The sequence below is a fragment of the Paraburkholderia sp. GAS42 genome (assembly GCF_050436565.1).
Taxonomy (GTDB): Bacteria; Pseudomonadota; Gammaproteobacteria; order Burkholderiales; family Burkholderiaceae; genus Paraburkholderia.
Genome location: NZ_JBNDML010000027.1, coordinates 11,845 through 38,614 on the forward strand (window position 1 = coordinate 11,845; position 26,770 = coordinate 38,614).

Annotated in this window: 22 protein-coding genes and 1 pseudogene; 10 read left to right on the top strand and 13 right to left on the bottom strand. The window is 61.9% G+C overall.

The window, feature by feature from the left end; genetic code table 11:
- Positions 1-19: 19 nt before the first annotated feature.
- On the top strand, positions 20-1,228 hold the full coding sequence (locus P3T16_RS29965) for an acetyl-CoA C-acyltransferase (protein ID WP_429345007.1): 1,209 nt from the start codon (positions 20-22) through the stop codon (positions 1,226-1,228).
- 856 nt (positions 1,229-2,084) lie between these two features.
- Here the strand turns inward: P3T16_RS29965 and P3T16_RS29970 are convergent.
- Positions 2,085-2,411 carry a hypothetical protein gene (locus tag P3T16_RS29970; RefSeq protein WP_429259606.1) on the bottom strand — a complete coding sequence of 109 codons (327 nt, stop codon included), beginning with the start codon at positions 2,409-2,411 and terminating at the stop codon, positions 2,085-2,087.
- Between the two features lie 373 nt (positions 2,412-2,784).
- Positions 2,785-3,780 carry an alpha/beta fold hydrolase gene (locus P3T16_RS29975; protein WP_429259605.1) on the bottom strand — a complete coding sequence of 332 codons (996 nt, stop codon included), beginning with the start codon at positions 3,778-3,780 and terminating at the stop codon, positions 2,785-2,787.
- 492 nt (positions 3,781-4,272) lie between these two features.
- Between P3T16_RS29975 and P3T16_RS29980 the strand changes: the two genes are divergently transcribed.
- Positions 4,273-5,853, top strand: a complete 1,581-nt coding sequence (locus tag P3T16_RS29980) for a cation:proton antiporter (protein WP_429259604.1) — start codon at positions 4,273-4,275, stop codon at positions 5,851-5,853.
- A 41-nt stretch (positions 5,854-5,894) separates the two neighbouring features.
- Positions 5,895-6,779, top strand: a complete 885-nt coding sequence (locus P3T16_RS29985) for a pirin family protein (RefSeq protein WP_429259603.1) — start codon at positions 5,895-5,897, stop codon at positions 6,777-6,779.
- Positions 6,780-6,832: 53 nt separating this feature from the next.
- On the opposite strand, the gene P3T16_RS29990 is transcribed toward P3T16_RS29985, so the two are convergent.
- Complete coding sequence (locus tag P3T16_RS29990) at positions 6,833-8,539, bottom strand: FAD-dependent oxidoreductase (RefSeq protein ID WP_429345008.1); 1,707 nt, start codon at positions 8,537-8,539, stop codon at positions 6,833-6,835.
- An 88-nt stretch (positions 8,540-8,627) separates the two neighbouring features.
- On the opposite strand from P3T16_RS29990, the gene P3T16_RS29995 reads away from it, so the two are divergent.
- Positions 8,628-8,882: a type II toxin-antitoxin system VapC family toxin gene (locus P3T16_RS29995; protein ID WP_429345048.1), complete on the top strand. Its 255-nt coding sequence runs from the start codon at positions 8,628-8,630 to the stop codon at positions 8,880-8,882.
- Between the two features lie 17 nt (positions 8,883-8,899).
- Here P3T16_RS29995 and P3T16_RS30000 read toward each other — a convergent pair whose 3' ends face one another.
- The gene (locus P3T16_RS30000; RefSeq protein WP_429259601.1) at positions 8,900-9,802 is read right to left on the bottom strand and encodes a LysR substrate-binding domain-containing protein; all 903 of its coding nucleotides are present in this window, start codon (positions 9,800-9,802) and stop codon (positions 8,900-8,902) included.
- A 299-nt stretch (positions 9,803-10,101) separates the two neighbouring features.
- Between P3T16_RS30000 and P3T16_RS30005 the strand changes: the two genes are divergently transcribed.
- From P3T16_RS30005 to P3T16_RS30015, 3 genes are all read left to right on the top strand, one after another.
- A complete protein-coding gene (locus P3T16_RS30005; protein ID WP_429259600.1) occupies positions 10,102-12,702 on the top strand; it encodes an ATP-binding protein in 2,601 nt (866 codons plus the stop codon).
- Between the two features lie 194 nt (positions 12,703-12,896).
- Positions 12,897-13,913 carry an alpha/beta hydrolase gene (locus P3T16_RS30010; RefSeq protein WP_429345009.1) on the top strand — a complete coding sequence of 339 codons (1,017 nt, stop codon included), beginning with the start codon at positions 12,897-12,899 and terminating at the stop codon, positions 13,911-13,913.
- 69 nt (positions 13,914-13,982) lie between these two features.
- The gene (locus P3T16_RS30015) at positions 13,983-15,413 is read left to right on the top strand and encodes an ATP-binding protein (protein ID WP_429259598.1); all 1,431 of its coding nucleotides are present in this window, start codon (positions 13,983-13,985) and stop codon (positions 15,411-15,413) included.
- A gap of 119 nt (positions 15,414-15,532) precedes the next feature.
- On the opposite strand, the gene P3T16_RS30020 is transcribed toward P3T16_RS30015, so the two are convergent.
- From P3T16_RS30020 to P3T16_RS30050, 7 genes are all read right to left on the bottom strand, one after another.
- Positions 15,533-17,047 carry an alginate export family protein gene (locus P3T16_RS30020; RefSeq protein WP_429259597.1) on the bottom strand — a complete coding sequence of 505 codons (1,515 nt, stop codon included), beginning with the start codon at positions 17,045-17,047 and terminating at the stop codon, positions 15,533-15,535.
- A gap of 92 nt (positions 17,048-17,139) precedes the next feature.
- Positions 17,140-17,835, bottom strand: a complete 696-nt coding sequence (locus P3T16_RS30025; protein ID WP_429259596.1) for a YoaK family protein — start codon at positions 17,833-17,835, stop codon at positions 17,140-17,142.
- Positions 17,832-18,746, bottom strand: coding sequence for a glyoxalase (locus P3T16_RS30030; RefSeq protein ID WP_429345010.1), 915 nt, complete (start codon positions 18,744-18,746; stop codon positions 17,832-17,834). Before P3T16_RS30030 ends, P3T16_RS30025 begins: the two co-directional genes overlap by 4 nt.
- A 40-nt stretch (positions 18,747-18,786) precedes the next feature.
- Positions 18,787-19,233 carry a DoxX family protein gene (locus tag P3T16_RS30035; RefSeq protein WP_429259594.1) on the bottom strand — a complete coding sequence of 149 codons (447 nt, stop codon included), beginning with the start codon at positions 19,231-19,233 and terminating at the stop codon, positions 18,787-18,789.
- 1 nt (position 19,234) lies between these two features.
- On the bottom strand, positions 19,235-21,124 hold the full coding sequence (locus P3T16_RS30040; protein WP_429259593.1) for an amidohydrolase: 1,890 nt from the start codon (positions 21,122-21,124) through the stop codon (positions 19,235-19,237).
- Positions 21,125-21,152: 28 nt separating this feature from the next.
- A complete protein-coding gene (locus P3T16_RS30045; RefSeq protein ID WP_013092658.1) occupies positions 21,153-21,320 on the bottom strand; it encodes a DUF1427 family protein in 168 nt (55 codons plus the stop codon).
- A gap of 169 nt (positions 21,321-21,489) precedes the next feature.
- Positions 21,490-22,176 carry a hydrolase gene (locus tag P3T16_RS30050; RefSeq protein WP_429259592.1) on the bottom strand — a complete coding sequence of 229 codons (687 nt, stop codon included), beginning with the start codon at positions 22,174-22,176 and terminating at the stop codon, positions 21,490-21,492.
- A gap of 285 nt (positions 22,177-22,461) precedes the next feature.
- On the opposite strand from P3T16_RS30050, the gene P3T16_RS30055 reads away from it, so the two are divergent.
- Positions 22,462-22,743: a XapX domain-containing protein gene (locus P3T16_RS30055; protein WP_429259591.1), complete on the top strand. Its 282-nt coding sequence runs from the start codon at positions 22,462-22,464 to the stop codon at positions 22,741-22,743.
- A 117-nt stretch (positions 22,744-22,860) separates the two neighbouring features.
- Here the strand turns inward: P3T16_RS30055 and P3T16_RS30060 are convergent.
- Positions 22,861-23,394 (bottom strand): annotated as a pseudogene (locus P3T16_RS30060) (peroxidase family protein); the annotation flags it as partial.
- Between the two features lie 81 nt (positions 23,395-23,475).
- Between P3T16_RS30060 and P3T16_RS30065 the strand changes: the two are divergent.
- Together P3T16_RS30065 and P3T16_RS30070 are read left to right on the top strand one after the other, a co-directional pair.
- Positions 23,476-23,652, top strand: a complete 177-nt coding sequence (locus P3T16_RS30065) for a hypothetical protein (RefSeq protein ID WP_429345011.1) — start codon at positions 23,476-23,478, stop codon at positions 23,650-23,652.
- A 97-nt stretch (positions 23,653-23,749) separates the two neighbouring features.
- The gene (locus P3T16_RS30070) at positions 23,750-24,976 is read left to right on the top strand and encodes an MFS transporter (RefSeq protein ID WP_429345012.1); all 1,227 of its coding nucleotides are present in this window, start codon (positions 23,750-23,752) and stop codon (positions 24,974-24,976) included.
- A 265-nt stretch (positions 24,977-25,241) separates the two neighbouring features.
- Here the strand turns inward: P3T16_RS30070 and P3T16_RS30075 are convergent, their stop codons facing one another.
- Positions 25,242-26,402, bottom strand: a complete 1,161-nt coding sequence (locus tag P3T16_RS30075) for an IS30 family transposase (RefSeq protein WP_429345013.1) — start codon at positions 26,400-26,402, stop codon at positions 25,242-25,244.
- Positions 26,403-26,770 lie beyond the last annotated feature (368 nt).

Consider the following 26,770-nt stretch of genomic DNA (forward strand, 5'->3'; position numbering starts at 1 on the left):
GCGGCGAATGGAGACTCGTATGCCCATTTCTTCGACTTCAGATGATCCCGTCGTTATCGTCGGTGCCGCACGCACGGCGCTAGGCGGCTTCCAGGGCGACTTCGCGTCGCTCACGGCGCCGCAACTCGGCGCCAGCGCCATCCGTGCCGCATTCGATCGCGCAGGGCTGCAGCCAGAGGGGGTGGACGAGATACTCATGGGCTGCGTGCTGCCGGCGGGCCTGGGGCAGGCGCCCGCACGCCAGGCGGCGCTGAGCGCCGGTTTGCCGCTCTCGGCGGGGTGCACCACGATCAATAAGGTCTGCGGCTCGGGTATGAAGGCAACGATGCTGGCGCACGATCTGCTGTTGAGTGGGAGTCAGCAGGTGATCGTGGCCGGCGGCATGGAATCCATGAGCAACGCGCCCTACCTGTTGCCCAAGGGCCGCTCGGGCCAGCGCCTGGGACACGGCCAGGTGCTGGACCACATGTTCTTCGATGGCCTGGAGGATCACTACAGCCTCGCCTCCCGCGGCCGTCTTATGGGCACTTTCGCCGAGGACTGCGCGCGCCACTTCGGTTTCACGCGCGAGGCGCAAGACGCCTTTGCTTCCACCTCCACGCTGCGCGCGCAACAGGCGCAGCGTGACGGCCTGTTGCGGTGGGAGATTACGCCAGTTGCCGTGCCGGGCCGCAGCGGCGAGAAACTCGTCGCCGAGGACGAGGCGCCAGCGAAGGCAGAACTGGCCAGGATCCCCAGCCTCAAACCCGCCTTTGGAAAGGACGGCACAGTCACAGCGGCGAGTTCGGCCTCGATCGCCGATGGAGCAGCGGCCGTGGTGCTGATGCGCCGGTCCACCGCGCACGAGCGTGGTTTAACACCGCTGGCCGTTATCCGCGGGCACGCCACACAGTCTCAGGAGCCGGCCTGGTTTACCACTGCGCCCGTGGGTGCGATCCAGAAGCTGCTAGCCAAGATGGGGTGGCAGGCGGCCGATGTAGACCTGTGGGAAATTAACGAGGCATTTGCCGTGGTCGTCATGGCCGCCATGCGCGAACTATCGCTTCCGCACGAGCGCGTGAACGTGCATGGAGGTGCTTGCGCGCTGGGTCACCCGATCGGCGCAACGGGCGCGCGCCTGGTCGTGACGCTCCTGAGCGCACTCCGCCAGCGCGGCGAGACGCGAGGCGTCGCGAGTCTGTGCATCGGTGGTGGTGAGGCCACAGCGCTGGCAATTGAGATCGTCTAAGCAACATGATCGGCGCTTAGGGAACACCGGAAACCCACCGCTCGCGCAGCATATCGGGCTTGAATTCGCTCTCAAGATACTGACTGTCTGATCGCCGGCGAAGGTCGCTCGGATGCTTGGGCGATGCGCGGAAGCACCGGTTGTTCCGGCCGGAACGCATCGACTTCTAATGCTCAGGCGGGGCCAGCGTCGGGTGCCATCGCCGGGCGGTGCTTGCGTGTCCCGGTGAAATCTTTGGTAGGAGATTTGCTCGCGGCATGGGCCGACCGCGATTGCCTCGCCATCAAGGTTATTGTGATGTTGTGGCAAAGCCAGCCGAACAGATAGCCGGGCGTCGATACAGTATGCGCTGAACCCCTGCGGTGGGCGGGCACCTCGAATAGATGCGTGGCGCCCGTTGCCACGGATCGGCAGCTTCCGCGATAGGAGCCGCCGTTCGAGCGGCCAATCAATTAACTCACGAATGGCGCCTTCTGGCCGCAAGCACCAGTTCGACGAATGCTCTCCTGAGCGGACGTTGGGTTCATCAACGGTAGCTTTCCGGCAGGCTGCGTGAATGCGTACTGCCGGCCAAGGACGGACCTTTAACTCGAAGACTCAGATCGTTGACGATCGACAGACAAACGTGCGGTGCTACCGCGTCAGCGACACAGGTGGGCGCATTGTGGCGGGGTCACACTGCCTGCTCCACGGGTCAGCGAGCGCTTCCGGGGGACATCACGGGGCCGGTGACGCGTATCGAAGTATTGGCGAGCGGGGAGGACGCGAATAATCCAAGGACGGCAGGTTCGTTCGCGAAAATCTGCTGATACGATGCCTCGACCACTTTTAGGTTTAGCAACGCTGCCTCGCCGCTTCACCTAAGCTGCGGCAAACTCGAGCCGATCGTCTTCACAGCGGTCTTGCCGCGGCGGAGCAGCTTGACCTGAGACCGCGCGATGTCACTCCATGTCTGCTCCGCTCGACGCACGGCGCAATCGAACGACTCGTCTTCCACCGTGCAGCGACCGTCTACGGTGATCAGCCATCCCTTGCGCGTACGCGTGCAACTCACGCGCCCGTCTTCCATGAGGTCGGCGTACCAGCGCCAGACACGCGCATCGTCAGCGTTCGCGCGAACGGCGGCAGCCAGACGCGTGATCTCGAGGCTATGCGGGTGCGAGCCTTGCAGTTTCAAACCCATTTCATTCCCTTTTCGAAGCCACTCAAAACCGGGCGCCAGGCGCAAAAAGCCTGTTTCGCGTTCGTCCAAAACGCGAGGCGACTACAGCCGGGAGCGCCCCAGCAAACCGTTCAGGTCCGACGCAGGCACGTTGCTGCGCCATGCCAAGCCGTGCGCGTGCCAGCGTATGCCCGACAGGGTCGCGCGCTGCAGTGCGCGTATGAACCGCAGCGGGGAGAACTCACGCATGCCCCGCCGCACGGCGGGGCATGGTGGCCGCGATTGGCATCGAGCTTAGGCGGCGCGCGGCTGAAGGTCCTTGTGACAGGCCGAAGAGTTCCGAACCGACGCGCGTTGCCTCGCAAGCGAGTCACGCAGATCTCGTCGTAGCGCCTCAGGACTTGAGGAACTCGAGCAGCTCGGCATTGACCTGATCGACGTGCGTGCTGCACATGCCGTGCGGCGCGCCTTTGTAGACCTTGAGCGTCGCGTTCTTGACGATCTTCGCCGAGAGCTTCGCCGAATCGTCGATCGGCACGATCTGGTCGTCGTCGCCGTGCAGGATCAGAGTGGGCACACTGATCTTCTTGAGGTCGTCGGTGTAGTCGACTTCAGAGAACTGCTTGATGCACTCGTACTGGCCTTTGATCGAACCGGCCATGCCCTGGCGCCAGAAGTCCTGCACGAGGCCCTGCGAGACTTTTGCGTCGGGGCGGTTGAAGCCGTAGAACGGCGTGGCCAGGTCCAGATAGAACTGCGAGCGGTTCGCCGCCACCCCGGCGCGGATGTTGTCGAACACCGACATCGGCAGACCGTTCGGATTGTTCGCAGACTTGACCATTTGCGGCGGCACGGCGCCGATCAGCACGGCCTTGGCCACGCGCTTTTCGCCATGGCGGCCGATGTAATGCGCCACCTCGCCTCCGCCCGTGGAATGGCCCACGAGCATCGCGCCCTTCACGTCGAGCGCGTCGAGCACAGCCGCTAGATCGTCGGCGTAGGTGTTCATGTCGTTGCCCTCGGACGGCTGGCCCGAACGGCCATGGCCGCGGCGGTCGTGCGCGATCACCCGGTAGCCACGATTCACCAGGAAGAGCATCTGCGCGTCCCATGCGTCAGCCGAGAGCGGCCAGCCGTGCGAGAAGACGACCGGCACGCCCGTGCCCCAGTCCTTGAAGAAGATCTGCGTGCCGTCCTTCGCGCTCACGTAACTGCCGCCGTGAAGATGCGAGGTGCCGTGCGCATGCGCCGAGCCGCCCGTCACGGACGCGGCTGCGTTCGCGGACAGGCCCGACATGGCGGCCACGGCGCCAGCCATGCCCGCACTTGCCGAAAGCAGCCTGCGGCGCGACGCCGAAGGCCTGGTCGAATCGATTTGCTTTTTGTTCATGCTGGATCTCCGTCGTTGCATCGCCGCGCGCGGGCGTGGCGACGACCTTGCGTGTTGAGATGGATAGCGTTGCGGCGAGGAGCGAGAACTCGCTGAGAAACGCCACATGCCGGCTGTCACTCTAAAGACGCAAGCGGCCAAAGTCCTTGGCGCAAACTCAAAAGTCCTGAAATGAACCCGTCATGCCTTTGCGCACAGCGAGGCGCAAAAGTTATGGGCACGATTCGGCGGCGTCGACGCGCTCACGCACGACCCAAAGCCCGATCGAACGGATATGCCGCATGCGCCAGAGATTAAATATTCTTAATCGGACACTTCCCGATCCAGACGAACCTATACTTTTTCCGCGAGCCTTTTCGCGTAGTTCCCGTCACGCCACGATCACCAACCAAGACTCGCATCATGAATCCGGACATCCTTTCGCTGCTTGCCGATATTCTTGCCGGCGTCGTCTACGGCGTGATCGACGTTCAATCCCCGGACCTCTAGCGGATGAACAACGTCGAGTTTTTTCACTACCTCCTGTTGTTGATCTGCGGCGCGGGCGCCCTGACGTGGCTCGCGGAGCGCATCGCGATCCCGCCTGCCGTCGTCCTGCTGCTCGGCGGGTGTGTGATCGCAGTCGCAGGCAGGCGCGTACCCGACGTGGACCCGAACCTGCTGCTCACGGCCGTGCTACCGCCGCTGCTGATGTCGAGTTCGTTCTATACGGCGTGGAAGGAATTCCGACGCGGCATCGGCACGATCGTTTCGCTCGTGCTCGGGGCCGTGACGTTCACCACCGTCGCGGTGGCTGTCGCCGTGCATGCCTTCAACCCGAACCTGCCATGGGCGGCATGCTTCGCGCTCGGTGCGATCGTCTCGCCACCCGACGCGGTCGCCGCCAAAGCGATCCTTCAGCGCCACCCGCTACCCGCCAGGCTCGTGGCCGTGCTGGAAGGCGAAAGCCTCGTGAACGACGCGTCGGGCCTGCTGCTCTATCAGATGGCGGTCTCGGCAGCGCTAGCCGCGACGATCACGGTCACGAGCGGAACAGTGCTGTTCTTTACGCTGACCCTGATCGGCGTCGCGGTCGGCATCGTGTGCGGCCAGGCCATGTGTTGGGTGTTGCCGCGTCTGGGCGATGCGATGCTCGGCATCGTCGTGACCTTCGTGATGGCGTGGGCCAGCTACGGTATCGCGGAGGCCGTCGGCGGATCGGGTGTGCTGTCCGTCGTGACCTGCGGTCTCGTGCTCGGCATCCGCCAGCATCGGGTATTCGACGCCGATATGCGCATCAAAGCCAAGGCGACCTGGGAAGCGGTCGTGTTCGTGCTCGAGGCGCTGGTCTTCATCCTGATCGGCCTCACACTGCATGCGCTTCTCTCACGGGTGAATCACGAATCGGCCGTGTTGATGGCCGGGCTGCGTGTCGCATTGCCAGCAACTGCCGCAGCCATCGTTGCGCGTCTTGCATGGGTGTTTGCTGCGATCTGGCTGCCCGACCAGTTGCGCGCGAAACGCTCGGGTCGCCAGCCGTGGACCTTCAAGGAAGCGGTTGTGCTCGGATGGGCGGGTATGCGCGGCGTAGTCAGTCTGGCGGCCGCAATCGCGCTGCCAGCTAATTTCCCCGGCCGCGACCTGATCGTCTTCAGCACGTTTGTGCTGATCATCGCGACGCTTGTCGTGCAGGGCGGCAGCCTGGCGCCGCTGATCCGGCTGCTGAAACTGCGCCCGACAGCCCGTCACACCATGTCCGAGCATGAGGCGCGCGCCCATACGTTCGGCGCCTCTCTTGCTGCGCTAGAGGAAATCGACGAGCGCTCGTCCGGCATCGAACGCGCGACGGTCGAACGGCTGCTAGCCGAATACCGGATTCGCGTCACCGCGAACGAAAGCGCCTACCAGTTGGGCGCGGACCGCATCGAACACCGTGCGCACTTCCTGCGTGTCGAACTCGAACTCGTCGGCGTGTCGCGCGGGGCATTGCTCGGCCTACATCGCGACGGCAAGGTAGACGACGCGGTCCTGCATCGCATCGAATCCGAGCTTGATTTCGAGGAACTGCGGCTGTTGCGGCTGCTCGAGCCGTAACGGCTTGCATCCGCGTCGACCGTCAACGAAAGATATTGATCATGCCCACTACGATTAAGGCTATGCTCACGCCGCGCGAAAGCGACATCGGCAACCTGATCGTGCGTCGCGTGCTTCCCGCTCGTGCCGCGCGCCTCATCGGACCATTCATTTTCTTCGACCATATGGGGCCAGCTGTGCTGCCCGCTGACAGCGGCGTGGACGTGCTCCCGCATCCGCATATCGGCCTCGCGACCGTCACGTACCTGTTCGAAGGCTCGTTCGTGCATCACGACAGCCTCGGCTACCGGCAGAAGATCGTACCCGGCGACGTGAACTGGATGACGGCCGGGCGCGGCATCGTCCATTCAGAACGCACGCCGCTGGAGGACCGGCCGGTTGGTCAGGCAATCCACGGCATTCAGACCTGGGTCGCGCTGCCCGTCGAACATGAAGACGCCACGCCCGCGTTCATTCATCACCCGGCCAATACGCTGCCGACGTTCACGCGCGACGGGGCAACCGTACACGTGATCGCCGGCACGGCTTTCGGCAAGACCTCGCCGGTCGAAGTGTTTTCACCCACGCTCTACGTCCACGCCGAGTTCGCGGCTGCCGGCCGCCTCGCACTCGATGCCGAGCACGAGGAGCGCGGCGTCTATCTCGTCGACGGAGATCTGAGCATCGACGGGACGCCGTTGTCTCCTGCAACGATGGCCGTGCTGGAGCCGCGCACAACGGCCGAACTCGCCAGCGCGCATGGCGCGCGCGTGTTGCTCCTCGGCGGCGAGCACCTGCCGGGCGAACGCTTCATCGAGTGGAATTTCGTGTCCGGTTCGCGCGAGAAGATCGTGGCTGCGCGGCAAGCCTGGGCTGCGCAGACCTTCGGCAAAGTGCCTGGCGAAGAGCACGAGTGGACGCCCCAGCCCGAGCGTGGCGCACATTGAGCATTGTCTGGCGAGCGCCCGCGTCTGGCGCGTAACGCTCCTCATTGCGCGCCTCACGAAACCTTGACGCGCGCCTCGTCTCGACTGAGCCACGCATGAATCTGGCTGACAACTGCTGCGCCGTCCCCTACCGCTGCGGCCACCCGCTTCGGCGCGCCTGAACGGACGTCACCGATCGCGAAGAGCCCCGGCACATTCGTCTCGAGCGGGAGGCGCCGAGTGCCTGCGCTCGCATCGGACGATCCCGTTTCGACAAAGCCGCGCTCGTCCAGCTGAACGCCCAACGATGTCAACCAGTCCGTTTTTGGATCCGCGCCGATGAACAGGAAAAGATGCCGCGCCTCTATGAGCTCGCTGCCCTTGTCGTGATGAAAGACGCGAATTCGCTCAAGACCACCGTCGCTCGCTTCCAGTGATTCGAGCGTGCATCTTGCGCAAATCGACACGTTTGGCAGAGCGCTGAGCCGGTCTATCAGGTAACGGGACATGGTCGCTTCGAGACCGTCTCCACGTATCAGAACGCGTATGCTTTTCGCAAAGTTGGCGAGAAAGACGACAGCCTGCCCAGCCGAGTTACCCCCACCTATCAGCACAACGTCTTTCCCGCTGACGAGACGCGCCTCGATGGGCGACGCCCAATAGTAGATCCCTCTGCCCTCGAAACGTTCAAAGCCCGTCACGGAAGGCTTTCGATACACCGCTCCGCTCGCGACCACGACCGTCCGCGCACGAACGCACTGTCGATCGGATAGCGCGAGCATGAAGTTGCCCGCCGCGCCCTCGACCCGATCGACCGCACTGGGAATGGCCACGTGAACACCAAATTTCAATGCCTGCTGTAACGCGCGTGCCGCAAGGGCTTGCCCCGATATGCCAGTCGGAAAGCCGAGATAGTTTTCGATACGTGCGCTCGCACCGGCCTGACCACCCGGCGCGCGCCGATCGAAAACGACGACCGAAAGCCCTTCCGAAGCTGCGCAAACGGCCGCCGCGAGGCCCGCCGGACCCGCGCCGATGATTGCGATGTCGTAACGCTGCGACGCACTGAACGTCGGCACGAGGCCGAGCCGGGTGGCGAGCTCCACTTCGTCGGGCGCCCTCAGGACCGACCCGTCCGGGCAGAAGACAAGCGGAAAATCCTCGGCCTTCGAGGTGAGGCCGGCAAGCAGTTGCACGGCGTCCGAATCCTTGTGTGCATCGATCACCGCAGCCGGATAGGCATTGCGCCGCAAAAAGCCTTGCAGGCGGACCACCCTCGCGTCGTCACCCTTGCCGACGATAATCGGACCGAGCCCCTGCTCGATGAGCCCGAGACGCCTCAGGATCAATGCGCGCATGATGTGCTCGCCCAACTGGGCGTCCGCGATGATCAGCGCCCGCAACTGCTCCGAGTTCAGGACGAGCGTCTCGCAGTCAGTCATGGCAATCGCGTCCACCAGCGACGGTTTGCCGGTGAGTTGCGCCATTTCGGCCATGAAATGGCCGAAATGATGGTCTGTCACGACCGTGGTACGTCCTTGCGGATCGCACGAATAGATCCGGACACTCCCGTGCAGCAAGATGAATAGCCCTTCGGCAACGCGCCCCGTCCGGAAAATCGAATCGCCAACCTTGAACGCCTTGGGGCGGCCATAGCGGCTCGCACTACGGATCTCCGCATCAGAAAGGCGCGGAAACATTTGGTGCTGCCGATACTCAAGGGACGAAAATGGAGGTTCAGCGTCGACTGGGCCTGCGTCCGTATTACCTGCGTCGATCATATTTGCCTCGCCTGTCGACCAAGTTGAGTTAGAGTCAGAATGTTAGCGATAGGGAGCCCAAAAGTTCTTGTCGCGACGCTGAATAGTTCTGAAGAGAGCAGCAACCGTTTTCGTCAGCGACGCGAGCATTTGGGAAATCGCAATGAAGTCAGGAATCGCGAAGCTGGACGCAGATGTGAACGAGCTAGTAGCCCGTATTGAAGAAGCGGGCTTTCGCGAACTGCCCATGACGGCGGCGCACGCTGCGGCAGTTCGCGATCTGGCCGATATTCACCGCGATCCGTTTGACTGGTTACTGGTTGCGCAGGCCATTACCGAGCCATTGCGGCTGCTACCCGCCTGAAGGTCACGCGGGCATCACTAGCATTCGAATTCCGAACCGCGCACTGACTCGACCAGATAATCGACGAACGACCCGATGCGCGACGAAATCGCAGTATTGCGGTAGTACACCGCGTTGATCGGCTGCCGGAGATCCAGTGTCTGGCGAGGCAGAAGCTGCACCAGCGTCCCTTCGCGACGGTCGCGCGCCGTCATGAAGTCGGATAGACACACAATGCCGGCACCCGCCAGGGCCAACTGCCGAAGCGTCTCGCCACTCGAGGAGTGAACGGCGGGCGAGATGCGGTAAGGCGCATTGTCGGGCCCGAGAATGGGCCAGACATTCAACCCTTCTGGTTGAGTGAATCCCAGCAGTGAAAGTTTCCTTAGATCCTCCACCCGCCTCGGCTGGCCATGCGCGTCCAAGTATTCCGGGCTCGCGAGAATACGCATACGGCTGCTGCCCACCGGTCTGCTGTGCAGGGTCGAGTCCTTCAACTGGCCGATCCGGATGGCAACATCGGTGCGATGCTCGAGCAGATCGATGATCCCTTCATTGCTATTGAGCTCCAGTTCCACTTGCGGATAGCGAGTTCGATAACCCGGCACGTTCGGCACGATGACGTGCAGCATGAATGGCGTCGCTGCGTCAATACGCAAGCGCCCCGACGGTCGCTCGCGGCGGGTTGCCATCTGCTCCTCCGCGTTCTCCAGAAGCGAAATAATCGCCCTCGCGTCGCGGAGAAACGCTTGTCCTTCTTCCGTCAATTCCAGCCGGCGTGTCGTCCGGCGCAACAACGTCGTCCCGAGCTTGTCTTCGAGCCGCCCCAACGTTCGGCTCGTTGCCGAAATGGTTAGATTGAGCTGATTCGCGGCTGCCGTGATGGATCCCGTGTCGACCACGGAAACGAATGCCTCTAACTCATCGAATGTACTCTTCATACTTGTTTTCGGAACAAAATCGTGTCGTTTTTGAACAGGTTTAGGGTCGAGATTCTGACACGCCGATCGCCAATATTTGATCTTTTTTCAAATATCTTTCTCGCTAGCCGCAGTTTTTCGCCAGGATATGAACGGGTAGAATCGCGCCTTCGATCCAGGAGGCCAGTCCGCGACCGAAGCCACGGGGATAGAGCGATTCTAATCACCCGCGTGTATCCGACTTTGCAGGGATGGGATTTGCCGGACAGCTTGTTTTGACCGCAACGGATAATCGTACCGTTGACCCGCATGGTGCTTTGATGGTTACCCGGTATAGCCTGACATTCGGCCCGTTCCGCATCGATTTCCCGCAGCGTGTCCTCACCAGAAATGGTGACGAAGTCCGCATCGGCAGTCGTGCGCTCGATATTCTTATCGTGCTAGCCGAGCACGGTGGCGAACTGGTCTCAACGCGTCAACTGCGCGACGAGGTCTGGAAAGAAAGCGTGGTCGACGATGGCGCGCTTCGTGTGCACGTTTCCACCCTTCGGAAAGCGCTGAGCGATGGACAATCGGAAAGCCGGTACATCGTCAACGACAATGGACGAGGCTATCGGCTGGCGGTGCCGGTCCATTCCACGAGGGCTACGCAAGTCACCGCCCCCGCGCCGACTGCGCCGACCAGTACCCCCGATGAAAGTGCGCGAGCGTTGCCCGTGACCCTCGCCCGGGTCGTCGGCCGGGAGGATGTCATTGACGGCCTGACCGACCAGCTTCCCGAACGCAGGCTATTGACCATCGCCGGTCCCGGCGGCATCGGCAAAACCACGGTCGCCGTGGCTATCGCGTATCGCTTTTCCGGGCGTACCGGTATCCGCGCACTATTCGTCAACTTCGCCCCCGTTTCCGACAAGGCGAGCGTCGCCAGTACCGTGGCGTCGACGCTCGGCGTCGCCGTATTCAGCGGCAATCCAGTCCCCGGCCTGATTGCCTCACTGGGCGACACCCCAATACTCCTGGTGCTCGACAATTGTGAGCATGTCGTCGAGGCGGTCGCGCAGGTCGCGGAACAATTGCTGCAAGGCACGTCGGGTGTGCACCTTCTGGTAACAAGTCGGGAGCCGTTGCGCGCGGATGGCGAGTCGGTGCATCGGCTTTCGGCCCTGCCGTTTCCCGACGTCGGTGCGCGGATCGGCATCGAGGCGGCCGGAAGTTTTCCGGCCATCTCGTTGTTTCACGACCGCGCAAAGGCGGCCGACGACGCCTTTCAGTTCACGGTTTCGAACATCGGCGCCGTGGCCGACATTTGCCGGCGCCTGGACGGAATTCCTTTGGCGATCGAATTTGCCGCGGCGCGCGTCGCGCACATGGACGTGCGTGCGATCGCCGCGCGCCTGGACGACCGCTTTGCGCTGCTCACACAAGGGCGCCGAACCGCACTGCCGCGGCATCAGACGTTGAAAGCGACGCTTGACTGGAGCTACGAGCTGTTGGACCCGCGTGAGCAGCACGTCCTGCGCCGGCTGTCGGTGATGCGCTCTTCGTTTGGCATGCGTGAAGCCGTTGCCGTGGCAGGCTGTGGGCAGATCGATGAACTGGCGGTGTTCGACGCGATCAGCGGCCTTGTCGCCAAGTCGCTTGTCGCACGCGATATCGGTGACGCCGACAACCCGTATCGGCTTCTCGACACGACCCGCCAATACGCACACCTTCGATTGCTGGAAGCCGGCGAAGCGAACGCGACCAGGCGCCTCCATACCATACATTGCTGCGAGACCTTCGCGGACCTGGGCGCCGCCTGGGAGGGCAAGGCACAACCGCAATGGCTGGCCCAGCTCAGCAAGCGAATCGACGATATCCGCGCGGCGTTCGAGTGGGCCTCCCATCAGGAGGGGGATCCGGAGCTCGAAATCGACCTCGTTATCGCCACGGCGCCGCTCTGGCTCCATCTGTCGCTGCCACACGAGTTCCTCAGCATGGCCGAACACGCCATTGCAGCGGTTGAGCGCTCCGAGCGCTCCGAGCAGGCCGGCAGCACGCGGCACGCCGAACTGCTGGTGGCCTACGGACACTCGCTCTGGCATACGCGTGGGCCAACCATCGAAATGGCACGCGCTTTTGAACGTGCCTACGCGCTGAGCCGACGACTGGGTGACGAGGCGCTGGAATTCCGCATTCTGTGGGGCGTATTTGCACATCGGCTTGTCACAGGTCGATACCTGGAAGGTCTCGCACTGGCCGAGGCGATGCAGGCGTTCGCGGATCGTTCCGCAGACTCGACGCTCAATCAGATGTCGGGCCGCAATCTCGCCTATGCACACCATTACCTCGGCGATCAGGCGAAAGCGCGTACGCTGATCGAGAGGGTCATCGCGCTCGAAGCTGGCCCCACGCGGGAAAACCTTTCAAAGGCAAACGATGCGCAAATGGATGGCCGCATCGCGAGCATGACGGTGTACATGCGAATTCTCTGGCTGCAAGGCGAGACTGAGCGCGCCGTGAGGCTGGCAAGGGACTGCGCCGAACTCGTCGCTTCGATCGAGCACGACCTGTCGCTCGTCTACGGCCTCGCACTCGGTTCAATACCCATCATGATCTGGGCAGGCGAGCATGACTTCGCCCGGCAGCTCACGCGCATGCTTCGCGAGTGCACGAGCCGGCGCGGATTGGCGCATTGGGACGTCTACGGCGAAGGATTCGAACACATCCTTGCCGGCAAGCCCGTGACCCTATCGAGGGCAACCGTTCCGCAACTGGAAGCGTTTGCCAGCGCCGGGTGCAAAGTCTCCATGAATGCGCTGATTCTGGCGGATCGCGTTGCAGAGCCGTGCTGGGTGAGCGAGACGCTTCATGAATACGCGCGCTCAGGCGTGCAGTGGCCCGCTGCTTGCACGGGTGGGGCTCGCGGCGGCGAAACGTGATGCTGGCGCGCTGCCGGGATTGCATCCCTGGCTAACGCTTCTTAGCAAACTTTAACTGAACGGTCCGGACCCACCGGCTGGAGAATAGCGGCTACCGGGACTCGACATCGTTTCAGGCTCAACAGGTGCAGTCGACACTGTGTGAGGCGCGACTGGGAGTCCCCCAACCGCTCAACTCTGATATGTCGGCTTTCATGGACCACGTTCCGCCTGCAAGTACCGTCGATTCCGCGTCACCGCGTCTCGCGACGCCATGGTCATCCCACCCGGTGCTGGACCCCGAGACGCAGCAGTTTCTCGATCTGGTGGCCGAAGCCGGCATGCATCCGGATTCGCTGCTCGCCGAACAGCCATCGTTTCCCGGCCGCGCCGACAGTGACGACAGTTGCGCAGACGAGTATGCCGTCACCATCGAAGCGCTGACCTTCAAGACCGGACCGACGGGCACCATTGACGTGCACATCGTGCGACCGGCCGGCGCGCCGGGCTTACTGCCCGTCGTGCTCTACTATCCGGGCGGCGCCTGGCGCATGGCGAGCTTCGCAACCCACCGCAGGCTCGTCTCACGCCTTTCGGCTGAAGCAGAGGTGGCGGTTGTCTTCGTCCGTTGTTCACCAGCGCCTCAGGTCCTGTTCCCGACACAGAACGAAGAGGCATACGCCGCGCTGCAATACGTCGTTGCACATGCCGAAGTGCTGCAGCTCGATGGTCGCGCGATCGCGGTGGCCGGCGATGGTGCAGGCGGAAACATCGCTGCAGTCGTGGCGCGATGGGCGAGAGACCGGCATGGCCCGAGTCTGCGCCTGCAAGTGCTGTTTTGCCCCATCCTGTCGGCAGACGCCACCACGCAGTCATATCGTCAGTTCGCGACGGGGCCCGGTATGACGGCCAGGGCGCTGGAGCGTTTCATCGAGTCACAGTTTCCTGAGAGATCGCGGTCACTCGCGGCGGCGATGCCGATAAAGTCGAAACCCGACGAACTCGAAGACCTGCCCGCCGCACTCGTCATCACGGCAGAGAACGACATTACGCGAGACGACGCCGAAGAATATGCCCGCAAGCTCATGCGCGCAGGCGTCAGAGTGAACGCCGCTCGTTATATCGGCACGATTCATGACTTCATGGTTTTCGATGGGTTGGCTGACACCTGCCCGACAGACGCTGCGTTCAGACACGCCAGCAGCGTTATAAAGCGCGCACTCCGTCGGTAGCCGACATAACTTCACCACTCACCGCTGGCGAAGACACGCGTGCCTATTTCCCTTGCTGGAGGCGACCTTATGAAAATCGGCCGGATCGAACTCGATATGGACGCGCGACGCTTGCGGCGCGATGGCGAGGATGTGCGACTGGGCTCTCGCGCCTTCGACCTGCTGGCGACGCTCGCCTCGGCAAACGGTCGAGTGGTGTCGAGGTCCGAGCTGATGCAGACGGTCTGGCCCGGCACCGTCGTCGAAGACTGCAATATCGACGTCAACATCTCTGCGCTGCGCAAGGCGCTGGGTGATGACCGGGACCTCATCGTCACGGTCGCGCGCCGTGGCTACCGGTTGGCCCCGTCTCGGGACGTACAGCCGAAACTCCGTACTGCCGCCAGTCCGCGGCCGCTCCCGCGCCGCGTCGGGAATCTCGTCGGGAGAGACGTGGTCGTGGCCAAGGCAGCCGAGGCATTGGTCGACTCCCAGGTGCTTACGCTGACGGGCACAGGTGGTGTCGGAAAATCGAGTCTTGCACTTGAACTCGCCTATCGGATAGCGCCGTCATGCCCGGCGACGGTGGCCTTTGTCGATCTTTCATCCGCAGCCACGATCGACCAGGTGCTGAGTGCCATCGCGTACGGTTGCGGTGTCGACATGCCGGAGGACGTCGTCTCTTCCGAGCGTCTGGGCGCAGCGCTGTCGAATGCGCCGTGGTTGTTGATACTCGATGGTGCGGAGCACGTCATCTCAGTGGTTGCACAAATCGTGGAAGCATTGTTGGCGGCAAGCCTGAATATCCAGTTCCTGGTGACGAGCCGGGAGCCCCTGAAGATTCGCAACGAGACGGTTTTCCGGGTGAACCCGCTTGGCGTTCCCAAACTTACGGACCGTTGCGACGAGATGTTGGACAGCCCGGCTGTCCAGCTGTTTGTCCACCATGCGCAGCAGATGCATCCGAGGTTTGTCCCTCGCATCGGCGAGATAGCGAGCATCGCAAAGATTTGTCAGCGCCTGGATGGTATTCCACTCGCAATCGAGTTGGCCGCCGGCAGGGCGGAATTGTTGGGCGTCGAAGGCGTGCAACGCCTTCTGAGCGATGGACTGTCGTTCCTATCCGGGGGATACCGCACTGCGACGGCGCGGCATCGCTGTCTACGGGCAGCCCTCGATGTCAGCTTCGACCTGTTGAGCGACTCGGCCCAGTCCCTGCTCGTTCAACTTTCCCGGTTCGTCGGACCGTTTAGCTTCGATTCGCTGCGTGGAGTCGACAACGACATGGCAGTGACGACAGGCAGCTTGATTGAAAACATCGATGAGCTTGTCTCGAAGTCGCTTGTCAACGTCTGTATCGACGGGCCGGAGGCGATGTATAGCCTGTTCGAATGCACCCGGACGTACGTCGCGGAGAAATTCCAGTGCGCGTCGGATGAGCACGCCGCCAGGAGGGCAGTTCAAAAACCTCTCGAAGGCGATGTTAGCTTTCTCGGCGAGCTGTTGCCCTTAAGCGTCTGAACAACGAACCCGTTCGTCGATCGGGCCAGCCGTAGTCAAAGCCTGAACGACGTAGACACAGGGCGCGATCCCCGCAACGCTCCTGACGCCGCCGGGATCGGCACGATAGCCGGCAAGTCCTACCACCCGTACTTGAGTTCGACGCCCGCGTAGTCGGCATTGCGGCCGCCCGCCTTACGAATCGAGTTTCCCACCTGGAAGTGCACGGCTTCGACCGAACCTACCAGGTTGGCCGCAATCGTCCAGTCCGCGCGCAATTGCACGTACATACCTGTCCACAGGCTGCCTTTGCCCGCCGTGCCCGGCACAGGCTGATTCGGCTGCTGGTACACGGCGTCGCCAGTCGTCTCGCGCCACTGGAAGCCCAGCGCGCCAAGCAGCGTGAGACTGGCCGAAGGCCTGAGCGTAATCGACGGTTTGATATGGATCAGGTTCGCGTAGCCCGTATAGCCTGCCAGCGTGAAGTAATAGCCGTTCGGAAATAGCGGATTGAAGGTCTCGAGCCGACCATCATGCGGGTGCCGGTCGCCGGACGCCGCATCGATCTGCAGTGCGACGCGCGGCGTCCACGGCATGTCGAATTTGTAACCTGCGAGCGAGCCAACCGCCCACGCGAGAACCGTACTATTACCGACCGTTCCCGTCTGCAGCATCGCCTCCGCATCCCAATCGACGCCGCCGCGCGTGCCGAAATAGTGCAGGTCCCAGACGTCGCGGTGCTCAGAACCCTGAGCGTCGAGGTATCGCGCGTTGGTGTTGTTATAGCGGGACCAGTACCCGGACATGTCACCCGGCCCGACGGATTGCCGCTCGAAACGCACGCCGCTGAAAGTGAGATTGCGGTTCGACACCTCGTCGAACACGGTCGCGTTGCGGTACTGCACGGGCTGCGTTGCGTAGGCGATAAAGCGCCACTTCTGGTATTCGTAGTCTGCCCAGATGGCATCGAAGGCCTGTCGTACGTTCGGGCCATCACGTACGGCAATGAAACGCTGCAAGTCGAATGCCATTTCCTGGCGGCCAACGCGAAACTTGAACGTACCGCCGCCGAGCGCTCCGGTGTAGGCCACGAATGCCTGCTCGAGATCGAGCGGATTCTTGTCCACCGGCGTGACCACGTTTTTGCCAAACGCTCGCGCATCCTCAAGTTGGACGAAGAACTGCCAGTGCTCGGCGAGATGTGCATCGGCATGCACTTCGATGCGCTGAAGCAGATAGGTATCCGACTGCGCAGAGCCGACACCGAACAGCGGGGCGTCATTGGTTTCGATACGCTCACGCAGGTTCGCACCAAGCGACAGATATGACGCGGGGTCGCCGCCGAGCGGAATGTACTTGAGGCTGTCGAGCGGCTTGCGCGGAACGCATGGGTTCGCAAGCACCGACCAGTCTTCCTGCCAGCGGTTGAACATCACGGCAGGACGTTTGACGTTGCATGCATCGGTCATTGTGGCGGCATTCAATGCGGTGCCTGTGTTCGCGCCGGCTGCGTCAGCCGCGAGGCTCGCACCTGCAACCGGTTGCGCAGCTGTGTCTGCGAACGCCGCGTCGGCGCCCGCCAGCAGCAGCCCGGCGATGGCCGTCCAGCGCGCTGCCTTCTCGAATCGACGCCCGCGCATCTTGCTCGATACCATGGATTTCCTTGCCTTTGTCGGCTCGTGTTTGTGTTTGCTCGTCCCGCGCACGCGCCCAGCCTGAGCAGGATGATGTTCTTCGCCGCCTGGATTCATGAGCGCCCCGCTGCAATCGCGCGCTCATGCTCTCCCGTAGTCACCGCCAGCCCGGCGAGAGCACACGCCGGCGCAAGCAGCGCCCAGAAGCCCATGTAGACCACTCCCAGTGCGCCGGCCACCGCACCACCGGCAAACGCGACAATCGCAGGCATCATCAACCGGAAGCGCAAGCACGCCGCTGCACGCACGCTGTCGGCCGTGTCCGGCGACAGCATGTCGATCACATCCAGAACGGCTTGCGTGACATTGCCCGTCATTACGGTGTTGGGCACACCAGGGCGTTGGACTAGGCGCGGATGCGCATTCTGCACACCCATCGCGAACGCCCCCACGACGCCCGCCAGGATGACAGGCAGGCTATCTGGCTGGCTGATCGGCGTCGCCCATACGCCGGCGAGGCAAAAGCCGACTATCAGCACGGCCTGCACCGCATAAAGCAAGCGTGCGCCCTGACGTGCCTGTCCCTGCGGGAGCCAACGCACGAGCAGGCTGCTGAGAACGACCCCGCCGATAAACGCGGGGAACACGATCAGCTTGAGCAGAACGCCCTGCCCGGAGCCGGCGATGCCGGCGCCTATCAATACGAAGTTGCCCGTCACGTGTGCGGTGAACAAACCGAACAATGCAACGAAGCTCAGCGTATCGACAAAGCCGGCGATCGCGGCAAGGATCGAGTCCTCAGACTTCATTGCGCCGCGACCGCGTGAATTTCGGCGATATAGCCCCCGGGGAACTGCACGATCGCGGCATCACGGCCAGCCGACGTGAACGGCGGCACCAGCACATTGACGCCAGCGGTCTTCGCCTTTTGAAGCGTATCGGCCAGATTCGATACTTCGTAGCCGGTCACTTCGCGCCCGTACGGGTAAGGCAAGTGGCCGTCCGTCACGAGCACGGTCATCTTGCCGAACGGCGATTCGATCCGAATGCGGCGATAGGTGTCGTCGGGTCTGCCGATCTCGACTCCCGGCGCCTTCAGGTCATCGGACACCACCTTGCCGTGTGAGAATTTAACGAAATCGTGAACCAGCTTGTGCACGCTTTGCGGCGACACGTAGACCCGATTTTCGGGAATGGTCTGCAACTTGTCGTAATGCGGCGCCTCGGTGTGCCAGTAGAGCTGCATGTTGGTGCCGCCCGGCCACGTGATGATTGCGTCGCGGCCGATCGGGTCGGGGAACGTATCGACGATCACATCCGCACCGAGTGCACGCGCCGACTTCACCGCCGCGTCCATATCCGTCACGAGGTAGCCCGTGCGCTCCGCGCCGAACGGATACGGCATGGGCGTCTTGAAGCCGAATACGGATATCGTGCCTGCCGGGGTAAACACGAGCTGCGACATCGTCTGGCTCGGTGTCGGCGTGACCTGGAACACCCCTTGTTTCGACTTGCTGCCGCCGAACGTCGCCACGAAACTGTCGGTGAAGCGATCGAAGTTCTCTGGCGCTACGTATACGTGCGTCGTGTCGTACTGTGGACCGACTGCGACCGACGGCGATTCGATCGGCATTACGGGCGGCTTCGCGAAAGAAACGGGCGCGGTGGCGAGACCGCCCGCGATCACAAGTGAAACTAAGGCAGTGCGAATTGCTTTCATAGCGGAATTTCCTTGATATTTCATCGTACTGATCAATCGGTCAGGCGCGGTTCTCGCCGACCGGACGCTGCATATCGCCGAGCAGGGTCGCGAGCACCAGGCCCGCGATCAGTCCAAGATGCTCGAAAAAACTGTTGAGCGCCATGAAGCGCTCGGCACCGGCATGGTTCCAAAAGTCGTTGGCAACCAGCATCGCGACGACGGTCAGCATGCCGAGGCCGCCAGCGCCGATCCATGTGAAGCGGCGCAATACCACGCACAGTGAGCCGACGATCTCGACCGCCACCGCGAGCGCTGCCCAGAGAGCGGCCGGGTGCAGGCCGAAATGCGCCTGCTCCGCAACCGCGCCCTCGAAGTTCAGTGCTTTGGTGACACCGCCGATGAGGTAGGCGGACACGAGCGCAAGGCGCACGAGCGGTCCCACCCACGGCTGCGATAGCAGCGCATCAACCCATGCGGGGTTGGTGCTGCCGTTCCATGTCGTCATGTCAGATCGCCCAGCAAGAGCAGCCGAATGCGCCCCAGAAACCCCTTGCATCCGAAGTCGGCAACGCACTGGCCCACGCGCTCGCGTGCGCATGGCCATGCACGCCGCAGGCGCTCGCGCAGGCACACGGCGCCGCGGCAGCGGCACGCCCGAGCGGCGCGCCGTCGCGCTGCGTCGCGCCCCAGCCGCCATAGCCGCCGTATTGGCGCACCGGCGACCAGTCCGGCATTGCAGGCGGGATGGGCTGATCGTGTTGCGAGAACGGGCCCGCGCCCCAGACGATCTTTCCGCCGACCACCGTGAGCAATGCGGTGGTGCCGGCAATGTCGTCCTCCGCGCACGAGAAGAAGTCACGGTCCGGAACCATCAGGTCGGCGAGCTGCCCCGGCACGATGCGCCCCTTCTTGCCCTCTTCGTTCGAGAACCAGGCGACGTACTCCGTCCACATGCGCAGCGCCGTATCGCGATCGAGCAGGTTACGTTGCGGATACATCCGCAGACCGCCAACCGTCTTGCCGCTCACGAGCCATGCGAGCGACACCCACGGGTTGTACGACGCGACGCGGGTCGCATCGGTGCCAGCCGAGACCTTGATGCCCTTCTCGAGCATTCTCGCGACGGGCGGCGTGGCTTGCGCCGCCTGGGCGCCATAGCGCTCGACGAAATACTCGCCCTGGTAGGCCATGCGATGCTGAACCGCGATGCCGCCACCGAGCGCTGCGATGCGATCCATCGAGCGCTCCGAAACGGTTTCCGCGTGGTCGAAGAACCAGTTGATACCGTCGAGCGGAATATCCTTGTTGACCTTTTCGAACACATCGAGCGCGCGGCTGATGGTTTCGTCGTAGGTCGCATGCAGGCGCCACGGCCAGCGGTTCTGCGCGAGTACCCGCACGACGCCTTCGAGCTCGCCTTCCATTCCGGGCGGCAGTTCGGGGCGCGCCACGCGGAAGTCCTCGAAGTCGGCCGCCGAAAACACCAGCATTTCACCCGCACCGTTGTGGCGGAAGTAGTCCGAACCATCGTGATACTTGACCGATCCGGTCCAGTTCACGAAGTCTTCCTTTTCGGCCTGCGGCTTTTGCGTGAAGAGGTTGTACGCGATGCGCACCGTCATTTCGCCGGCATCGTGGAGCTTGCGGATGACTTCGTAATCGTCCGGGTAGTTCTGCGAGCCGCCGCCGGCATCGATCGCGCCGGTCACGCCAAGGCGGTTGAGTTCGCGCATGAAATGGCGCGTCGAATTGTATTGATACTCTATCGGCAGCTTCGGGCCTTTCGCGAGTGTCGCGTAGAGGATCGACGCATTGGGGTTCGCGAGCAGCAACCCGGTGGGGTTGCCTGCGCTGTCGCGCATGATCGTGCCGCCCGGCGGCTCCGGCGTGTCCTTCGTATAGCCCACGACGCGCAATGCGGCGGCGTTGAGCAGCGCCCGGTCGTACAGATGCAGGATGAACACGGGCGTATCCGGCGCGACGGCGTTCAGCTCATCGAGCGTCGGCAGCCGCTTCTCTTCGAATTGGTGCTCGGTGAAGCCGCCGACCACGCGCACCCATTGCGGCGCGGGCGTGATCGCGACCTGCTGCTTGAGCATCTCCATGGCAACGGTGAGCGAGCGTACACCGTCCCAGCGCAGCTCCATGTTGTAGTTCAGACCGCCGCGAATCAAATGCAGGTGATTGTCGATGAGGCCAGGCAGCACGGGCCGGCCACCGAGATCGATAACTTTAGTCGCACGGCCCGCAAGCGGCATGACGTCCGCATCGCTGCCGACCGCGACGAAGCGGCCGTCGGCAATCGCCACGGCACTAGCGACCGGGTTCGAACGATCCAGCGTCGTGAACCGTCCGTTATGCAAAATCAGATCGGGATGGGTAGCGGTTGCGCCCATTTGCGTTTCCTCGTTTCTGTCAGTTCGGTTAAAAGCCCAACAATTGCCTCAGGGATGGAACGGCCTGCGCGCCGATCAACATGCCAAGCAGGCCGATGAGGGCAACGAGCGGAGGCGCGGGCGAGCGGACCTTGATCACGCTGTAGATCACGCCTATCAGCATCCCTGCAGCGAGGGACAGCAGATAAGATTCCATACGATCAGTCTCTCTGTGAGTGTGGAATGCTGATGCGAGACCTCGCGGTTCAACCCGAGTACCTCGCGGGGGATGCACTGCAGCGCAGCGATCGGCAGATCGCATGCGCTACCGCCGCCTTTACGCGGAACGCATCGCCCCGGTTCCGGCGATCGCGACGACGAGGCGATTAACGTGCCGGTACGGCCGGCAGCACCTCGTGCTGCGTAGCGGTGCGCTGCGCTGCCTTGTGGACCATCGTGTATGCGTAGTCGACGCCCATGCCGTACGCGCCCGAGTGTTCCTTCGCGATCGCCATCACGGCGTCGTAGGTCGTGCGGTGAGCCCAGTCGCGCTGCCATTCGAGCAGGACCTGCTGCCACGTGACGGGCACGGCGCCCGCCTGGACCATACGCTGCATCGCGAAGTCATGCGCGTCTTTCGACGTGCCGCCCGATGCGTCGGCCACCATGTAGATCTCGTAGTCGCCTTCGAGCATGGCGCACAGCGCGAACGTCGTGTTGCAGACCTCGGTCCACAGACCCGCCACGACCACCTTCTTGCGGCGATTCGCCGCGAGCGCGTCGCGCACCTTCTGGTCGTCCCACGAATTCATCGACGTGCGTTCGAGCACCTTGTGCTCGGGGAACACGTCGAGCAGTTCCGGATACGTGTAACCCGAGAAGCTCTGCGATTCGACCGTGGTGATCGTGGTCGGAATGTCGAACACCTTGGCCGCCTTGGCCAGACCGACGACGTTGTTCTTCAGCACCTGACGGTCGATCGACTGAACGCCGAACGCCATTTGCGGTTGGTGATCGATGATGATCAGTTGGCTGTTCTGCGGAGTGAGTACTTCGAGCTTCGAATTGTTCATGACGGGTATTTCCTTTGAACCGGACAGAGGAGGAAGTCGCCATGCCGGCCTGGCCGGCGGGCGTCCGACGTGCATTGGCGCTGGGCGATTCGACATCCAGCTGCGGTTATTTGACACGCAAAGACAGAGCAGCAACAACTAAAAAAGGGATTAAATTTTATGGCCGAATAATTAATCTTAAAAAGCCTTAATCGGGATTTTCTTAATGCAGAGTAACCGCTAGGCTTTCCACGAATTCGCTCGGTAGATCCTGTCATGGGACAGGTCGTCAATGAGGCTCGCACTATGAAACCGTATATCCTTTCCCTGTTGGCCGGCATCCTTGCCGGGGTCGTCTACGGTGCGATCGGCGTGCAATCGCCGGCGCCGCCCACCATTGCGCTGATGGGCCTGCTGGGCATGCTGGCCGGCGAGCAGATACTGCCGCTCGCGCGCAGGGTGCTCTCCGGTTCGAAGTTGGGTGCCGCATGGCGCGAGGCGAAATGCGGCCAGCACATGTTCGGCTCGCTGCCGGGCGCTCACGGCTCCAACGCAGCCGCAAAGGACCCGCAGTCATCCTCATTCTGATCGGCATCTCTCGCGCGTCGGCCTCGAATGCCCGAGAGAACCCTCCGGTTACCTCGCCCAATCCCTCGAGTCACGCGTTGACGACATACGTCATTCGTCGCGTGACCCAAGCCTCCTTCACGCGAGCTCGAAACGGTCGAGGTTCATCACCTTGACCCACGCGGCCACGAAGTCGCGCACCAACTTCTGCTCGCCGTCCGCGCTCGCATAGACCTCGCTCAGCGCGCGCAACACCGAGTGCGCACCGAAGATCAGGTCGACGCGCGTGCCGGTCCACTTGAGCTTGCCGGTGTTGCGGTCGCGGCCCTCGAACACGTCCTTCGCCGCCGAGACCGGCTGCCATTCGGTGCTCATGTCGAGGAGGTTGCGGAAGAAGTCGTCGGTGAGCGTTTCGGGACGCTCGGTGAAGACACCGTGCGCGTCCCGGCCCGTGTGGACGTTGAGCACGCGCAAGCCGCCAATCAACGCAGTCATCTCCGGCGCGCTCAGCATGAGCAACTGAGCCTTGTCGACGAGCAGCGCCTCGGCGGACACGGGGAACTCGCCCTTGAGGAAGTTGCGGAAGCCGTCGGCGGCCGGTTCGAGCATGTTGATCGATTCAATGTCCGTCTGTTCCGCCGACGCATCCATGCGGCCCGGCGAGAACGGTATGCAAGCACAGCCCTAGGGAATCGCATCCTCGCTGACCGAATCGGCGGATCGCTGCTAGAGGCAGTTGAGCACAGGCTGGAAGTGAATGGCGCCCACCAACTGCCATTTGGAGCATTCTCCCTTTCCCAGAATAACACCGGCCTGCGCGATGCGATTAATGTGCAACTTCGTTTGTATCTCGGCTCATCAACGCATCGCACCCGCATGGCGGAATTCCGTCTTACCCATAACGAGATCAACCCGGCCCTCGACCAGTAAGCTGAAGACGATCTTCGGGCAGAAGGCGACATTCACCAGTACATTAGGATCTGATACTTCCCTACATTCAATCCAGTCGTCGGCAAGGATATCCTCAATGAAGCTTTGGAGCATTCGCGATTACGTGTTTTTGCTTTCAGCGCAATCGGCGTCCACTTTAGTTGGTGCTGGTATGAACGTGGTCTTTCCGCTGCTAATCCTGAAGTTCACTGGATCGATGGCTGCCGCAGGGGTGGTGGGTGTCTTGAGGTCCGCGCCTTACTTATTCTTGAGCCTGCCGTTAGGGGCGCTAGTCGATCGATGGAACCGCAAACACATCATGATGGCGTGTCAGAGCGGTCGATACGTCTGCTTCTTCGTCCTTGGCATAATGGCACATTATGGTGTAGTCAATCAGTGGCACATTTACTTCGTCTGCACAGTAGACGGCATCTTGTTTGTATTCTTCAATATCGCTGAAGCGGCAGTCCTGTCGAGCGTAGTGCCTCGCGAACTGCTGTCCCAGGCATCTAGCACGAACGAGGCTGGCTTCGGTACCGCGATGATTCTCGGGCCGGCTGCCGCCACTTTGGTCTATCAAATTTTGGGGATTAGTGGAGCGCTTTTCGCCGGCGCAGTTTGCTACCTTTGTTCCTTCATCTTCCTCAAGATACTCAAGACCGAACTGAATGTTCCGCGTGTAGACGGACGCCGTTCGTTGACCAAGGACATTGCGGAGGGAGTTGGATGGCTTTTGGGTGCCCGCCTAGTTCTTTTGCTTGCATGCATGATGGGGGGCTTGAATTTAATCAACGCCGCAATGCCGCTTTTGGCAATCACCGTGGGACAACGTTTGGGGGTCAGCGATACGTCGATTGGCACGATGGTCGCATGCGGTGGCATCGGAAGTGTTCTCGGATCCATTTGCGGCACGCGTTGGTTGCGGGTGCATGGTTTTGGCCGAGGAGTGGTGCTGGCTGCCTGGCTCCATGCGATTGCTTTTGGTGCGTTGTTCATTGCGACAAATATGCCGAGGCTGGGCTTAGTGTATGGGTTAGTCGAAGCGTTCTACTCTCTCTACGCCGTTATGCAATTCGCTTACCGTGTCAGGTCCGTGCCAGAAAAGCTTCAGGGAAGGGTCAACAGTTCATGCCGATTGATAGCCTTTTCTCTGTATCCGTTGGGCTCGGCGGTCGCTGGGATAATCTCCGAATACTGGGGCGTACAAGTTCTATTGACTCTATTTACTGCGGTTGCAGTCCTGCTCGCCTGTACTCTATCGCTCAGTCGGTCGATCGCGCCGGCATGGAATGAAGGTTCGGTTCGGGAAGGCTTACGAGATTGATCGTGCTCCCGCGGAAAACCGGTTTGGCGATACCTGTCACGCAGTGGGCGCTGGGGGATATATCGAATCAGCAAAATGATCAATGTAGCGGGTACGCACGTCCCAGCAATGGTAACCGTCCCCGCTATCGTGCTGCGAATGGCCGCTATGGAGAAAGCCAAACGGCTGAAAAGGGTCGATAGCGCCTGTTCGAGTTCTCTGAAAGCGGTCGTTCAAAAAGTGTGAAATAGATGGGTGCTCGAACGGCCGGACTGGCCTGGCGGATTCAACCGGTGGATGCAATAGTTCGATGGAATCGTTCAGCCGGTGTTTCGTAATCCAGCGTCTTCCTTGGGCGCTCGTTAAGCCTTCGTGCCACGGCATTGAGTCTGGCCTGTGAGTAGACCGACAGGTCGATGCCTTTCGGGAAGTACTGTCTCAACAGGCCGTTGGTATTTTCGTTCGAGCCGCGTTGCCAGGGGTGTTTCGGATCGCAGAAGTACACGGCAATATCGGTGGCGATGGTGAACCGTTTATGGTCGGCCATCTCTGTTCCCCGATCCCAGGTCAGCGATTTATACAGTTCCTGCGGCAGCTTCCCAGCGTGTTTGATGAGCGCATTGACAACCGACTCGCTGTCCTTGCTCGCGATCCTCACCAGCATGACATAACGTGTCTGACGCTCTACAAGTGTTGCAATCTGGCTACCGCCGCTACCACACAGGAGATCCCCCTCCCAGTGCCCCGGCACCGCACGTTCTTCCACAGTGGCGGGGCGTTCACTGATTGATACCGCGTCGCGGATCCTGCCGTGATCGTCCGTTTTCTGAGTGTGATGGCGCGAGCGACGCATGGCCCGGGTGCGCCGCAAATGCTCCAGCAACTCTTTCTTCAATGCACCCCGTGCCTGAATGAAAAGACTGCGGTAGATGGTCTCGTGCGACACGTGGTAGTCCTCGTTGCCCGGCCAGGCGCGTTTGAGCCATCCAGCAATCTGCTGGGGCGACCACTGCAACCGGAGCTTGTTGGCCACGATACTGGCCAGCATCCGATGCTCGACCAGTTTGCAGACCTTGGGGCGCAACGACCGATCCCGTGCAAGCTGGTCGGCCTGGCTGGCTCGATAGCCAGCCTGCCCGCTATTGCGCTTGATCTCGCGACAGATCGTGGACGGTGATCGCGACAGTCGCCGGGCAATTGACTGAATCGAATCGCCCGCGACGAGGCCTCGCGAAATCTCCTCGCGCTCGGCAAGCGTGAGCGCCAGCCTGGATCGCCGGCGTGGTGCAGGCTGGATCCCCCCAGTTTGCGCCAGAATTCCCTGTACCGACGAATGATTGCGGTTGAATAGCTGGGCGATGTGCTGTAGCGACTCGCCTTTACGCCAGCGTTCCCACATCAACGCCTTCTGGCTTTCGCTGTAATAGATCCGGCGCCTCTGTTTCATTTGCAACACTCCCGCCGCTCATGCGACGTTCATTGTGTTGCATCCACCGGTTGAATCCGCCCCTGGCGAGCTGCCGTTGAATTCAGGCGGTGTCGAAGGGCTGCAGTGGGTCCGACTGCCGCCGACCGCCTCGGGCAGCAGTCGGCCAAGGTGCGTCAGTCACAGCGATAGACACGTGGCCATTCGGATGACCAGCTCGCGTCGAAAACAGTCCCTTTCGTAACATCGCCCGCGCGCTGACATCGAAGTGAAAAATTTCCTTTTCTGTGACGATCACACCTGCACACAAGGGACAACGCAGAGGCGTAAGTGGACATCGAACGCCAACGGTGGAGTGTGAAACCACAGCGAATCTACCGAGCCGTCGT